This window comes from Dyadobacter sp. OTU695, from assembly GCF_038440355.1.
In the GTDB taxonomy this organism is placed as follows: domain Bacteria; phylum Bacteroidota; class Bacteroidia; order Cytophagales; family Spirosomataceae; genus Dyadobacter.
In genome coordinates, this window is sequence record NZ_JASATN010000014.1 from 170,863 (window position 1) to 185,175 (window position 14,313).

General features: G+C 44.7%; 9 protein-coding genes. 8 read left to right on the forward strand and 1 reads right to left on the reverse strand.

Features of this window, described 5'->3' with window-relative positions; all coding sequences use genetic code 11:
* Positions 1-391: 391 nt before the first annotated feature.
* Positions 392-1,033 (forward strand): response regulator transcription factor, encoded by a 642-nt coding sequence (locus AAHB90_RS23610; protein ID WP_342087710.1) that lies wholly within the window; start codon positions 392-394, stop codon positions 1,031-1,033.
* A 339-nt stretch (positions 1,034-1,372) separates the two neighbouring features.
* Here the strand turns inward: AAHB90_RS23610 and AAHB90_RS23615 are convergent, their stop codons facing one another.
* Positions 1,373-3,235, reverse strand: coding sequence for a tetratricopeptide repeat-containing sensor histidine kinase (locus AAHB90_RS23615; RefSeq protein ID WP_342087711.1), 1,863 nt, complete (start codon positions 3,233-3,235; stop codon positions 1,373-1,375).
* Between the two features lie 427 nt (positions 3,236-3,662).
* On the opposite strand from AAHB90_RS23615, the gene AAHB90_RS23620 reads away from it, so the two are divergent.
* From AAHB90_RS23620 to AAHB90_RS23650, 7 genes are all read left to right on the forward strand, one after another.
* A complete protein-coding gene (locus AAHB90_RS23620; protein WP_342087712.1) occupies positions 3,663-4,928 on the forward strand; it encodes a Dyp-type peroxidase in 1,266 nt (421 codons plus the stop codon).
* Between the two features lie 63 nt (positions 4,929-4,991).
* Complete coding sequence (locus AAHB90_RS23625) at positions 4,992-5,306, forward strand: hypothetical protein (RefSeq protein ID WP_342087713.1); 315 nt, start codon at positions 4,992-4,994, stop codon at positions 5,304-5,306.
* Positions 5,278-6,246, forward strand: coding sequence for a hypothetical protein (locus AAHB90_RS23630; protein WP_342087714.1), 969 nt, complete (start codon positions 5,278-5,280; stop codon positions 6,244-6,246). The genes AAHB90_RS23625 and AAHB90_RS23630 overlap by 29 nt, the downstream gene beginning before the upstream one ends.
* A gap of 289 nt (positions 6,247-6,535) precedes the next feature.
* Positions 6,536-7,504, forward strand: coding sequence for a hypothetical protein (locus AAHB90_RS23635; protein ID WP_342087715.1), 969 nt, complete (start codon positions 6,536-6,538; stop codon positions 7,502-7,504).
* A 147-nt stretch (positions 7,505-7,651) separates the two neighbouring features.
* Positions 7,652-8,788 carry an amidohydrolase family protein gene (locus AAHB90_RS23640; RefSeq protein WP_342087716.1) on the forward strand — a complete coding sequence of 379 codons (1,137 nt, stop codon included), beginning with the start codon at positions 7,652-7,654 and terminating at the stop codon, positions 8,786-8,788.
* Positions 8,789-8,921: 133 nt separating this feature from the next.
* Complete coding sequence (locus tag AAHB90_RS23645; RefSeq protein WP_342087717.1) at positions 8,922-11,516, forward strand: family 16 glycoside hydrolase; 2,595 nt, start codon at positions 8,922-8,924, stop codon at positions 11,514-11,516.
* Between the two features lie 20 nt (positions 11,517-11,536).
* The gene (locus AAHB90_RS23650; RefSeq protein WP_342087718.1) at positions 11,537-13,111 is read left to right on the forward strand and encodes a peroxidase family protein; all 1,575 of its coding nucleotides are present in this window, start codon (positions 11,537-11,539) and stop codon (positions 13,109-13,111) included.
* The last annotated feature ends 1,202 nt before the right edge of the window (positions 13,112-14,313 follow it).

A 14,313-nucleotide genomic window follows, 5' to 3' on the forward strand; every position in this document is an offset into this window, starting at 1 on the left:
AGGTCTTCCTTGTTGATTCCCATATTCGTGGGTCAGACTATTGAATATGTACTGTGTGCTATCAGGCTTGCAAGTTTTCTTACACTCCCTAGAACATTACAAAGGTGAAGAATTCACTATCGGGCGAAAATCCCCTGTTCTTACGATTTTGCATCCTATAATTTTAGGATTTAGAAAAACAGTCGATTGTTATACTATTAAATAAATCTTCCCGCCACTGAAATATTAGGCAAATTATTACGACGTCGAATGGAGAGATTAAGGAAGGATTATGCTTTATTTACTATTAACCCACTTCCCGTCAAATCTGGTATTTCTGAGCTGATCTATATGGATCTGCTTCCTGATATATTTTTAAGATTAGAAATATTTAATCCCTGAATAAATACTCATGCGTATTCTGATAGCCGAAGATCACAGAATTGTGCTCGACAGTCTTTGCCTGCTTTTGTCAGGTATGGAGGGAGTGGAAGTCGTTTCGAAGCATACAAACGGGCAGCAAATATTAACAGCCCTGGAATTAGAACCTGATATCGACCTTGTTGTTTCCGATGTGCAAATGCCGATCATGGGTGGTATTGAATTGACTCTTAAAATGAGGGAACGTTTCCCTCAGGTAAAGATCTGCCTGCTCACTGTCGCTGACCAGCCCAGTGCAATTAAAGAGGCCATTCGTGCGGGCGCTGACGGCTACGTACTCAAAAGTGCTGACCGCGAGGAGCTGGAAACGTCCTTAAATATGATCATGAAAGGAACCAGATTTTTTAGCGAGAAGGTTCTTATGACACTGGCAAACGAAACCGCCCTCGACTTCTCGATAGAGGTCGACAAACCGCAGAAAATATCCATTACAAAACGGGAACTGGAAGTATTGAAACTGATCGCTGAGGAATATTCCGGAACGCAGATCGCTGAAAAGCTATTTATTGGGCCCACCACTGTTGAAACACACCGTAAACATCTCATGCAAAAGCTTGGAGTACAGTCTACCATCGGACTGGTTAAATATGCATTGAAGTTTCATATCATATAATCATTATTCACTTTAACCCTACTCGACTATGGCAAAGTACAGGTATCTAACTTTAAATTGTGAAGCACAAATTAATAAGCAACCAGATGGAATGATCGAAGTCGTGATCCTGGATCAAAGTATGAATCCGTTAAACAGGGGTCTACGCTTTGAAGATCCTCTTGACAGCCTGGTAAGTACTCCGGGATCCAACGTAATCCATATGGTCGCTGCATTCGACGAAGCATGGTTCAAACATCACACAACCGTGGATAAATTTGCATTCCGGGACTCTGCCACCGGCCAACCTATTACGAAGTTCTCCCAACTCAAACCCCCTGGTATGGATCCAGTAAGGCCTTAACTAACTTTATTCCCATTGACGCGAACTGCCTCGATGGGAATTTTTATATCCATTGTTGTGCCCCCCTCAATTCCCGGGCCGGCATTTATGTATCCTCCAAGAGCTTCGAGACGGGTACGAATGTTTTGCAGCCCTACACCCTGCTTTGGGTCATGTTGTCCAAGCCCGATTCCATTATCGGTTACCGACAGATCGACTCCGACATCCGTACGGGTCAAATGAATGGCAACAAAATCAGCCTGGGCATGTTTCACAACATTATTAACCAGCTCGAACGCGATACTATATAGGTTATATTCAATCTCGGCAGGAAGGCGTTCATTCAGACCAGCAATATTCAATGAAAATTCGAGCGGCAGGTTTTGGTTCAGCCGGTCGATGAGCTTTTTCAGAGCCACCGAAAGCCCTTCCTTTTCCAGTTCAGCCGGAAGTATATTGTGCGAAATGTTACGTACTTCGGCATAGGCGTTTTGGATGAGATGTTTCACATTCTGATACACCGATTGCTCCGGGACTGTCAGACTTTGGGGGTTCAGGGATTGTACACTCATATTCACGGCACTTAGCAAGCCGCTTAGGTTGTCGTGTAGCTCCAACGCGACCCGTTTACGCTCAATCGTTTGCCCTTTGAAAAGTGCGGCCTTTATTTCAGCATTTTTTCTTTCAAGTTCGCGGTTCTTGCCTTGAAGTCGCCTATTGTTCCACACAAGCAAGCAGGCGATCAGCACGATGACCGAAAGTCCGTAAAAAAGCAGGTTCCGACTTTGCGCCAGGCGTTGATTTTCGTTCGTTTTAGCCATCAGTTGAACCTGCTGGGCAAGCAAGTTCGTTTTTCTGGCATTTTCGTATTGCTCCTGCATAGCCTCGATCCGCTGCTCACTTTTCTCCCTCAGCAAACTATCTTTGAGAAACAGGTACCGTTCAAAAGCCCCGAGCGATTTTTCCGGCATTTTGAGTTTGCTGTAAATGACATACAATTTTCCGTACGACTCGGTCTCAATTCCGCTATTCCTGACGCGCACAGCCATTCGTCGGGCTTTGTCGACGTAGAAGGAAGCCTTTACCCATTTTCCCTGCCGCATGTATAGGTCTCCGATATTGACCAGAATATTGCCTTCAAGCTCGACACTACCCGTTTTTTGAGCTATTTCGAGCGCATTTTTGTGGTAATCCATGGCTGCTGGCATATCACCCAATTCTTTGTACACCAAGCCAATCGCATGCAAGCCATGAGACTCATACCATCGGTCATAGGGTTTGACTCTGGCCAGATCATACATGGCCATATTGGCCTTTAGCGCGTCTTTCAGTCTGTTCATTTTGCGATAAACCACCCCCTGAACATTCAACAGTGATAACCGCTCCCAGTAAGACACCGAATCAGGGAGGGTACTAAGGACTTTCAGGCCGCGTTCGCAGCTACTCAATGCCCGGCTGTTCTGATTGAGGCGACTATACACATGCGCAAGGCCGCCGTACGCGGCTGCTACCGAGTTATATTCCTTTAGTTTCTCGGCAAGGGATAATGCTTTATAGTAGAAACGGATACTTTGGTAAAACTCACTTTTGATCTGGTATAAAACACCCGTGTAGTGATGAGCGTAGATCATCTCTTTTTCCAGACCTCTTTCATTACAAAGCTTTATAATCAGATCCCGGTAATAAAAAGCAGAGTCCACATTCATATCGGCATAGAACCTCATAATGTCTTTGAGTATGCGAAACTGAACTGTATCCCGACCGTATCCCAGCGGTAAGGTATGAACTCTTCCCAACTCCACCTCCAGGTCGTGCAACCTCGACGGCTGAGAAAACCCCGCATGAGCAAACAGGGTAAGCAGAAGTAGCAGTTTTTTCATGAAGGGAAGGTTTTTTTATCAAGTTACGGAATCCTTCACGATACCTGAGAGAAAACATCCCCAGATTATAGGATACAAAATCACTAAGATCAGGTATTTCGCCCGAGCCTGTCACTCACGAACTTTGAGATACAAAAATAATAAAGGAAATGCCGCCGAATACAAGGCATTTTATCCCCCAATACAACCGGTAAATAATAAATGTGTATTAAAACCGGGTATAGACTAAAAGGGATCACATAAGGCATTTACAAAAACATAAATCAATTATCAACAGTCAAAATTACTCCTCATGTCCGAAAAATTGAACGAAACCGACCTCTCCCTCCAAACACATTTCGACCTGCTAAGCGATTTGCAGGGAAACATATTAAAATTCCATGGAAGGACACATCCATTTCACATCTTCCTGCGGTTTAAACCCGAGATGAAAGAAGCCATCAGAAATTGGATTTCTCGTTTCAACGTTACTTCGTCTGCTACGCAGCTGGAAGATTCACATATAAGAAAAACAAACCCTCTGCATGACGGCGGAGTTTTTCTTAATTTCTCATTGTCTGCTTCCGGCTACCGGGCATTGGAAATTCCCGAAAATCAAATCCCATCTGAAAAAGCATTTCTTGACGGTCTGAAAACCAGAACAGACATTACGGAGGATAACCTTGGCGTGTGGGAACCTGAATTCTTGGAGCAAATTGACGCCTTGATCATTGTTGCAGATAGCCACATTTCTATTGCTACCTCTGAAAAAAACAGAATCATAAGGGAGATAAGTGAGTTTGCAATTATCGTATTTGTTCAGAAAGGCAAGATTCTGCGTAATGCAAGCGGTATTGGCATTGAGCATTTCGGTTATGCGGATGGCGTTAGTCAACCTAATTTTTTAACCAATGACGATTCACCTGCGTCTCAATGGGACGACAATGGCGCACTACTCAAAACACTTTTGGTTCCGGAGTCTAATCAGGTCGACATCGAGACATTCGGAAGCTATTTCGTATTCAGAAAGCTCGAACAAAATGTCAAAAAATTCAAGGAGAAGGAGACGGAACTGAGCATGCAATTCAACATGAGCTCCGACGAGGATTATGGGATATTGAACAGAAGAGGTAAAAGCAATAAAGAGTTGGCGGGCGCAAAGATTGTCGGACGATTTGAAGACGGTACCGCTGTGACAAATCATAGCGATGAGTTCGGAATTACCCGGGAGGATCAATTGGAAAACGACTTTGACTACCGGGATGATACACAAGGCTTGAAGTGCCCGTTCCATGCGCACATCAGAATTACCAATCCCCGGCAAGACGTGTCAAACGATTTTGCTAAAAGTGTGAGGCTAACGAGAAGGGGAATTCCCTACAACGATATTGGCCGTGACGAACACGACCTCGAGAGTGACCAACCGGAGGACGGCGTCGGACTTCTCTTTATGTGCTACCAAAGCAGCATTGAACGACAGTTTGAGTTTATCCAACAAGCCTGGGCAAATCATGGAGAAATAGGGCCAGGGAATTTTGTCGGCCAGGACGCTATTATCGGCCAGGGACCGAATGCGACTATAAAATCTCTTCCGGGACAATGGAATACCGATGATGACAGACAAAATGTACCTACCGAATTCAGAGACTTTGTAACAATGAAGGGTGGGGAGTATTTTTTCACGCCTAGTATTGGTTTTTTGAGGGGGCTGTAACCTTAATAGCGTCGTGCGAAAGAATATTTTATGACGATTTTTAAACCAATAAGAACTAAAAGTATGAAGACAATTAACTACAGAGTGGTTTTAGATGGCGTTGGTGTTTTACATTCACCAAAGATCCATTTAGAAAATATACAGATCAACCTGGTTTCAAACAACCTAAAAAGATGGGAATGCGAGGAGGTGGCTATTCCCGTAGACGGCGAGTTAAATGTCAGGCTCGGCTGTTTTGCAATATCCGGGACAAAATGGACTTTTCGAATCACAAACAAAGATCAGGGAACGAAAGTACTTGATGAAAGTGGACAAACTGGATCAAACGTAAATAAACCCAATGAAAGCGATGAAAACTTTTCTATTGATCCTGAATAAAACAAGTTTACCTATTTGCCTAATGGCGATACTTAGAATTAACTCAGCATATTCCCAAGCGTCTTTTGTACAGGATGCCCGTGGCGAGTCATCGGTCATGTCGCCCGGCGGAAGTGGCATTGTGTTTAATACTTCTGATGCAGCCATCTCGATTTCGTTTCTTAAGGCCAAATCTTCATCTCCCTTTTATTGGGGAATTGATGCGAAATTTAAGGCAGAAGAAGGTATATCATTAGTAGTCAAAAATGGCAATATCAATCCTACCGGGAAGGTTGGCGGCGTTTTTGTGTGGGAGTCAAAGCCAAATAAGGGAAAGTGGAACAATTTTTACCTTAGCCCAGCTGTGTCCTTTTCTTCCAGCAAACTATTTGATGATCAGACAAATTTATTCGCTGATCAAATAGCGAAAAAGCAGTTCACTGCAGTCAGTTTGAAAGCAGCGTTTAATCGAACTAGCCATCGTAAGCTATTCTGTTCAGAATGCGAATCTTCACCAACCATTCTTGGCATTTCTGGTACAATTGGAACAACAACTAATTTAGGAAATCTTACAAAGCTCGACGTCATAACTTACACAATCTTGAAGGACGAAAGCGGGCAGGAAAGAAAATTAGAAACAGGACAGACTAGTGCATTTAGCCCATTGAGCAAGTACCAAGACAATTTGGGCTACGCACAGATAAATGTAGACTGGATAATATTTCCAATGGTGTTCCAAAGCCGAGCTGCAATAGCAATATTTTCAAGAAGCAAGTTCGCCAACAAGATGTTACCCACGCATAGCCCTGGTGCTGGTATTTTTCTAACAAAGGAGGGGTCTCCAACCGATATAGTTGGAGGTATTGTAACACAGATAACGGATGTATTTAATGTCAATGATCAACCAAATGGGCCGAAAAATCGAATTGTATTAAGTCTCGTTGCTGGATATTCATTCTAATAATTTTACTTGTTTAAATAATCGATTCAATCAAATCAAAAAATGTCGATTGAATCATCAATATAGCCATATGAACTAAAATGAGTTCATGTTTTACGATCTGTACAGGTGCCGAATTTTATCCAGTTATTAGAATATCTCAACCAACATTTTTCGGAGCAGGTCGCTTCATCCAGATTTTCAATTCCTGATAGTTAGTTAACATACATTGTCAGTATACTTGTGGATGTGGATTGGAAGTACAAAATAGCCTCAGTCATTCTATAAATACAGGTAAATAGAGAAACTAATGACTCTCCCAGACATCCCCATCCTCTCCACCGCCATAGCCATCGTAATCAGCTGGGCCCTTTATGCATTGTTTTGTAGTTACATCCTCGAAGCTTGGGTTCAAATTAAAGCGGATAGAGGTAGGTTCATGAAAAACTATATGTATCAGCAGCTCATGGATAACGTTAATGGAATCAATTGGGCCGATGGGATTTATTCCCATGGAACAATTGATTTGCTTAGCCGCGACCCAAAGAAGCCTTCCAACGACATATCACCAAAGCTCTTTGCGGAAACGCTTATCGAAGTTGTCGGAAGTTCTCATTTGGTGCAGAGTGGAATCGTTTCATTCAAGGGGCCGCCTACCGCTTATCAGTCTCCGCTCTTACGTAGTTTTAAATATGCTACACTCATACTCAATACAAGTGACGTTATTTCACTTTTTAGGCAGGGCATGAATAGTGCCGAGGTGAAAGCCTCTAAAGATATTAATGGAAATATCAACGAGGCTGAAATCCACAATTATCTCGTCGGATATTTCGAAAATTGGTTCACGGAATTTACGCAAAGGCTCACGCTTTGGTATAAAAAGAAAACCAGAGAAACACTTTTCTATCTGGGAACGATCGTTGCCATTTTTATTAATGTGGACAGTCTTCAATTATTTGATTTCTATAATAATAGCCCTACGGCAGTTGCCGGTGTAACCCGTTTCTACAAGGCGAATCCAAACTGGGGAAGTGATACGGTCTCAAATACCCAACTAAATCTCCTGGCAAGCACTCTGGATAGCCTGGTCAAAGAAACCAAATTACCAGTCGGTTTTCAACATAGTGTATTTAAAGACAAGACATTCCAGCAGCACGTGAAATCCAATTGGTGGCTCGGCGCGCTTAAATTTTTGGGCATCCTTATTTCAGGTTTTGCGGCGAGCTTCGGGGCGCCTTTCTGGTTCGATCTGCTAAAAAAGGCCACTTCTAAACCCTAGTCAGCCATGCAATTCTACAATGTCCATAGCCACATATTCAATATCAGGAATGCACCTAAAAATTTTCTTAATCTTTTCCTTCCTGATTTTGCGGCATCACTAGTGGATCGTATTACTAACACTGATGCGGGGTCGAATATGTTTCAAATGCTGTTGTCCAGGTTCGGAGGCAACCTGGGCAAACGATATGCCAGCTTTTTACAGGTGGGTAAAAGTCGAAACCAACGCGAGATTTTCGAGAACCTTAAAAATCAGTACGACGATCCTCATCTCGAAATCGTAGCGCTCACGATGTATATGGAGAAATGTGGCGCGGGACCATCGGAAACCGGATATGAAGGGCAATTGGAAGGAATTGTAGAAGTAAAGAAGGAAAATCCCGACAACCTCCTGGTCTTCCTTGGGATTGACCCCCGCTGGAAAAACACGGGAAAGGAATTAAAGGATACTGTGGAGCGCTATTTTGAAACTAAAATCCAGGTTAGCGCCGAGCGTTCGGTATATCCATTTGTAGGTCTGAAAATCTATCCGAGTCTTGGGTTTTATGCTTTTGACGAGAAACTAAAAGAGACATTTGAGTGGGCAGCGGAGAATGGCGTCCCGGTTTTAAGCCACTGCAGTTACCTTGGCGGAATTTATAATAACGATACCGATTTTGTCAACGGTAGCCTGAATCCGATTGACGTTTACGAGGGCAAAAAGTACGCCGACACATTCGGAGATGGTACGCAACCTCCATCTCCCGACAAGTCAACAAATGTTTTCAAATGGATCTTTGGGCAAAATGACAATAAGAGAAATTTGAACACTTGCTCCTACTTTCTTGAGCCTGCGAGTTATCGGTCGATTCTTGAACACTTTGCCGATAAAGAGAAGCCGTTAAAAATTTGCTTAGCGCATTATGGTGGTGATAATCACGTTTTGGAGGAGTCGGAAGGTAAATCTCCGGGGAAATTGTACGGGATGATCCAGAAAAACTGGTGCGCCCAGATCAAAGAGCTTATTTATAAATACCCCGACAGTGTTTACACAGATATTGCGTATACTGTCGGTAATCGGGCTACACATTGCGCATTTTTCAAAGACATGAAAGATCCGGTACTGCAAAACCGCCTGATGTTTGGAACAGACTTCTTCCTGACCGAACAAATAATACCAGAAAAAGCCGATTATAATACTTTCAAAACAGCGGCCATGAATCAGCCGATTGGAAATACAAATGTCTGGGAAATGATGGCTTCAAAAAATACAAGGTCATTTTTAACCAGCAAATACTACCCGTGATCGGGTAGCGAAGTTCACATTGCTTCCTTGAATTCGGTACCTTTTTTGTCTCTGATGTAACGGGATAGCGTTGCTATCATTTGTATTACCGCTTACCTCTTTCGCTTATTTCACTTCTAACTCATGAGAAAAAATGGCCCTCCCCCGTCTTACACCTGCTAATGATACGGTCGTTGTTCAGCAAACGACATTTGGTCTTGACATTATTCCACGTTTTGTCTGTAACACATGGGACGAGGCAACATCCAATCCGGAAGGAATCGATGTAGTTGTGATTGGTTCAGGCATGTATGGCGGATACTGTGCCTCGAAGATTTTCGAAATGAGCCGTGAGCGCTTCGGCAATGGAGATCCTAGCAAAGCATTACGGGTTTTGGTTCTGGAAGCCGGCCCATTTGTAGTTGCTGAGCATACTCAGAATGTCCCGAACCTGGGGTTGTTCGACCCGGCCGGTAGCGGTCCGATTGATGTCGGTTCAGGCACAAAGCCCGGAACGCGCAACCTGGTCTGGGGCGTGGGTTGGCGCAGCAATCAACCATTCGTTGGCCAGGCTTACTGCGTTGGCGGAAAGGGGATTTATTGGGGCGGGTGGTGCCCGCGTCTGCAAGAATCCGATTTGAAAGATTGGCCGGAGGAAGTTCGAAATTATCTTCTGGAAGTGAATAAAACTAACCCCGTTGGCACAAGACCCATCACGCACACTGATCCGCTGACAAAGAAAACGCTTTCGCGTAGCGAACCACTTTCTGCCTATGAGGCGGTGGAATACGAGATCGGGGTTGCTCCCGGAGATGATTTCGTATTTGACCCGGTCAGCATTACCCAGGAAAATCTGGAACCTGTCGGCCTAAATGAAGCGGTCCGGGAATTCCTGACGACCCAGCAAGCGACAATTGATCCCCGAATTACCCAAATACTTCCTGCACCGATAGCTGTACAGACTCAATCATTTATTTCCGGATTATTCGCTCTGGATAAATACTCCAGCGTTCCGGCATTAACGGCCAGCGCCAGGGCCGACCACGCCGATGGACGTTCATCTGACCTGCGGATGTGTATCGTCCCATTAACGCATGTGATCAAACTGGAGTGTGCTTCTGCCGGATCGGAAAGCCCGGAAGTAGGCACCAGGCTCGTCAATCGCATTGTAGTTAATACGAACGGAGAACGGAAAACGCTTAACCTTGGCTCGCACTGCCAGGTGGTGCTGGCTATGAGCAGTATTGAATCGACCCGTTTAGCGCTCGAATCTTTTTCCCTGGAATCATCTCTTCTTAAAGATCCCGGCCAGGAACTCATGGGACGTAATTTGATGATTCACGTGCGCTCGGATATAAAATTCAAGGTCGAACGAAAGAAATTAGCCGAGTTTGTCGCCACCAGGTGGGCGGGTAAGCAACTAGCGGATGTACTGCAGCTTGCTGCCCTGCACGTCCAGTGTGAAGGGGAACATGGTACCTATCAGTATCAGTTATATGCAGCAACCAATAGTTTCGGCCCCGATTCGAACATGTACAAGATGGTACCCGACTTACAAATTCAGTCGAAGATAGCTGACGATTTCGACAATGATTCAATCAGTCTGGTACTTCGATCCAGTGGTGAAGTAAAAGGCGGGCGACAATCCCTCATTAAAGACCCGACATTCGATTACATTGATCTTGCAGGAGAGGCCGACACTGACCACGAATTTGGTCACCGCAGGGCATGGGTACAATTTAAGACTAATCCGGACCACACTGCTGATCCGATTTGGCAAGAAATGCACGACACGGCGCATTCGATTGCCAAGGCGCTGGCAAATGGTGGTTCACTAACATACGATGGCGATTATACGCTTCCCGCATTCAGAACACAACAGGGTGTTGGTACCACATTTCATGAAGCGGGATCCCTCTGGATGGGTGATAATCCGGAAACTTCTGTTACGGATGCCAACGGGCACTTTCATCATGTTACCAATGCATATTGTGCGGACCAGGCTTTATTTACAACGGTCGGCTCGGCGAACCCGGTTCTGACCGGACTATGTCTGGCCCGTAAAGTCGCTGAGGACATTGTGACTCGTCATGCTGGCTATTCTGCTCCTGTTTCCGAATTAATTGGTTTTCGTGCTGAATCGCTGGGCTTGGATCGCGGATGGAAAACAGCTCCGTATAATGGTATCCGTTTCGTTGGTTCTGATACGATCGAAACAAAGCCAGACCAAGGGATCGGTATATATTACCTGCCTGAAGAACTTGAAGATTTTGAATTGTCTGTTGAATGGAAAGCATTCCGGACACCCGCATTTCCTAATTCCGGCGTACTCTTACGCATGCCGGACCCATCTACTGTCGACTTTAATGACCCTGCTCAATTTAGCGCCTTTTACGAGAGCGCCATTGAGATACAAATCGACGACCTGGGAAAGAACTTTAGCAAGAACAGGAGCCCGCAATCCGTTTTTGGGGATTCAAAATACAAAACCGGGTCCATATACGGCATTTCCCCAGCGCGCCAATGGGCTTCGACCGTCTGGGCTCCGGATGGCGAGCCAACCGCCGGGCGGTATTGGAATCTATACCAGATCTCGGTCATTAAGAATGAAGTGACCGTTCGCTTAAATGGCAAACTTGTCAGTAAAGCTACATTAGAAGCGCCAAAACGGTCAAGCGGGTTTCTTGGATTTCAGTTTCATACAGGCAGGGTCCAGTTTAGAAAACTACATATCAAATCAATTTTTTAACCATTAGAAATTTAAGCGCCATGAGCAATCCAGCACAAGACGTAAAGGATCCGAACAAAAAATCAACCGGGGTACCTATTGGAAACAATGAGAAACGGATTATCAGGGGCCATGGATTTGGTACACGAACGGAAGAATACCAGCCATTAGGCCAATTTGCTCAGACAGGAAAGTTCGGAAGAATGTTTCCTTTGTTAAAATCTTTGGTCCCGCCCGCACCGAGTCTCGAAGCACTGGGAGCCGCTATGATTGACACCGCTACTGTAGATGAAGCGGGAAGACCTGTCGACCACCCTGACGGGGACAACCCGACGCTTCCCGCGGCATATACGTATTTTGGACAGTTTCTTGACCATGATATTACATTAGACACCACCTCTCTCCAGGAAATACTCGTCGACCCTTTGGCAGTAATGAACTTCCGGACGCCCATGTTGGACCTTGACTCACTCTATGGTTCAGGACCGGTTGCCAATCCTTTTCTTTATCAAAGGGGTAACAACGACCGCTTCCTGATAGGTACAACCAGCAGTTTAGCGCCGGGTGGAGACCCTTCCGTTCCAGTAAGTTTGCCGCACGATCTCCCCCGGAATTCGGAAGGTTTCGCATTAATTGGAGACCCCAGGAACGATGAGAACCTGGCTGTCGCACAATTGCACCTGACATTTCTCAAATTCCACAATAAAGTTGTGGAAGGGCTTTTGAATAAAACGATTCCGAGAGAATCGCCGTTACGCAAGTCGACCTTTGAAGAAGCGCGCGACTTAGTGATCTGGCACTACCAATGGATTGTCCTGCACGATTTCCTGCCCCGGATCCTGGATCCGGCACAACTGAATGATGTGCTTGTGAATGGCAGAAGGTTTTACAACGTCAATAACGGACAGCCATTCATTCCTGTGGAATTTTCGGTCGCGGCTTACCGGTTTGGTCACAGTATGGTCCGGGAAGCCTATAACTACAACCGTGTTTTTGGATTTGGACCTGGATCTGTTACGCCGGCAACATTGGGCCTATTATTTCAGTTTAGCGGATTATCAACGCGCAATCCTCAGGGTGCCGTACCAATACCCAGCGACTGGATCATCGACTGGAGGCGTTTTTTGGAAATAGACCCTCAGATACAGCCGGAATTTAGCCGGGGAATTAACCCTCAGATCATCCCTCAACTCCATGACATTCCCGGATTAGGAAGTCTGGCTGTCAGAAACCTTAAGCGTGGCAGCAGTATGGGATTGCCTCCCGGCCAGAGCATTGCGAGATTTATGGGCTTCACGCCACTGAGCCCCGATCAAATAGCCACGGGTGCAGATGGAGCAGTGGCGAAGGCTCATGACTTACATTTAGAGACACCACTTTGGTACTATATTTTAAAAGAGGCTGAAATTCAGGGAAGTAGCACCCGCCTCGGAGAGGTAGGAAGCAGAATTGTCGCAGAAGTTCTCATTGGACTATTAGAGGCGGATTCAAGCTCTTTCCTTGCACGAAAACCGGAGTGGGTCCCAACGCTGGGTCCGGCGGGGTCTGGAATTTTTACCTTAGCGGATCTCGTCAAGTTTGTTGATGAAATAAATCCTATCGGGGACATTGCTTAAAAGGTTTCATCAACAACTTTCTGACCGATTTCAGCCCCAAATGAACCTTCACAACCTGCCAGCGGCTGCCTCCATTTGGCAAAGCCGCACCTTTAAAAGGAAAGCGCTGAATATTCTGGGTTGAAAGTTGGAAAAGAAAATCTGCAAGGATATCTCCGTACGATCGGCGCAATATCCTGTGGGTTGGACCTTACATTCCCGGCAAAAGCGTTTTGTCCATTCATTTTACACGGTCAAATGTTGGAGATCATCGCCGTAAACATTCAAAATCCTGTTTGAATGTTTTAAATGGGGTTTTGAATGTTTTTGGCATTATGTCTTGCTGAGAGAGGATTTGAAACCTAGTAGTTAACTAACTGTTAAGCAGTAAGTTATAGGGTTTCAAAAATTACTTCCACGATTCACGACATCAGCTCAAAAATTCCCGTAAAAACTTGTCTAACTAGCTGATTATCAATCAAGAATAAATCGATTTTTATGCGAAGTTATAAAATCCCTGTTTAAGGGCAAAAATTGGGTTGATTTCTTATGCACTTTATGTTCGAATCCCTTATCTCCGAGGGTTCGAATCACTGATCGGGGGAGACTTACGAGTTTGTGTTTAAAGGTAACTTTACCACTTTATCGTCCACCATGAGCCGGGAGTAGTTTTGAGATGCACAGAATGGAGTTATCAGTAACTAGAATGATCTAAACTAGTCATTATGTTTCTGAACTTGCGTGAAAAATGAGGCTTTGGTCTGCATCGGAAATGTGATCAAAGCTTTACACATTGTTCGGCCTTAGCTGACTTCCCCCGCATTTGTTTTGTGTAAATACCCTTTACCAAGCCCTTTGAGTTCTTCGACATATCTGAGCTCCTAATACATTCTAGGTAGCAAGAGCTTTACTGACTGATCGTGTTAAGGCGACAATCTAACCTGACACCATTTATCTCCGACAAGTTCAAACCAATGAAGTTACATCAAGAGCATGGAACCGGATTTTGACAAAAGCATCAAAGCAATGACAAAGCTGCCCGAGGACCAAGCTGGTCGTAATGCGGTAAATCATATTTAAAGTCCCCTAAGTTGCATGAAGTAGATAGGGCTCCCTTGTATAAGACGACATACGGCAATGCATTTCTCTCTAATCGTGCCGGTTTGTAATATGTGACTTTCAAAGCTTATACGACAACTCCTTGACCAACCTATAATTTGACT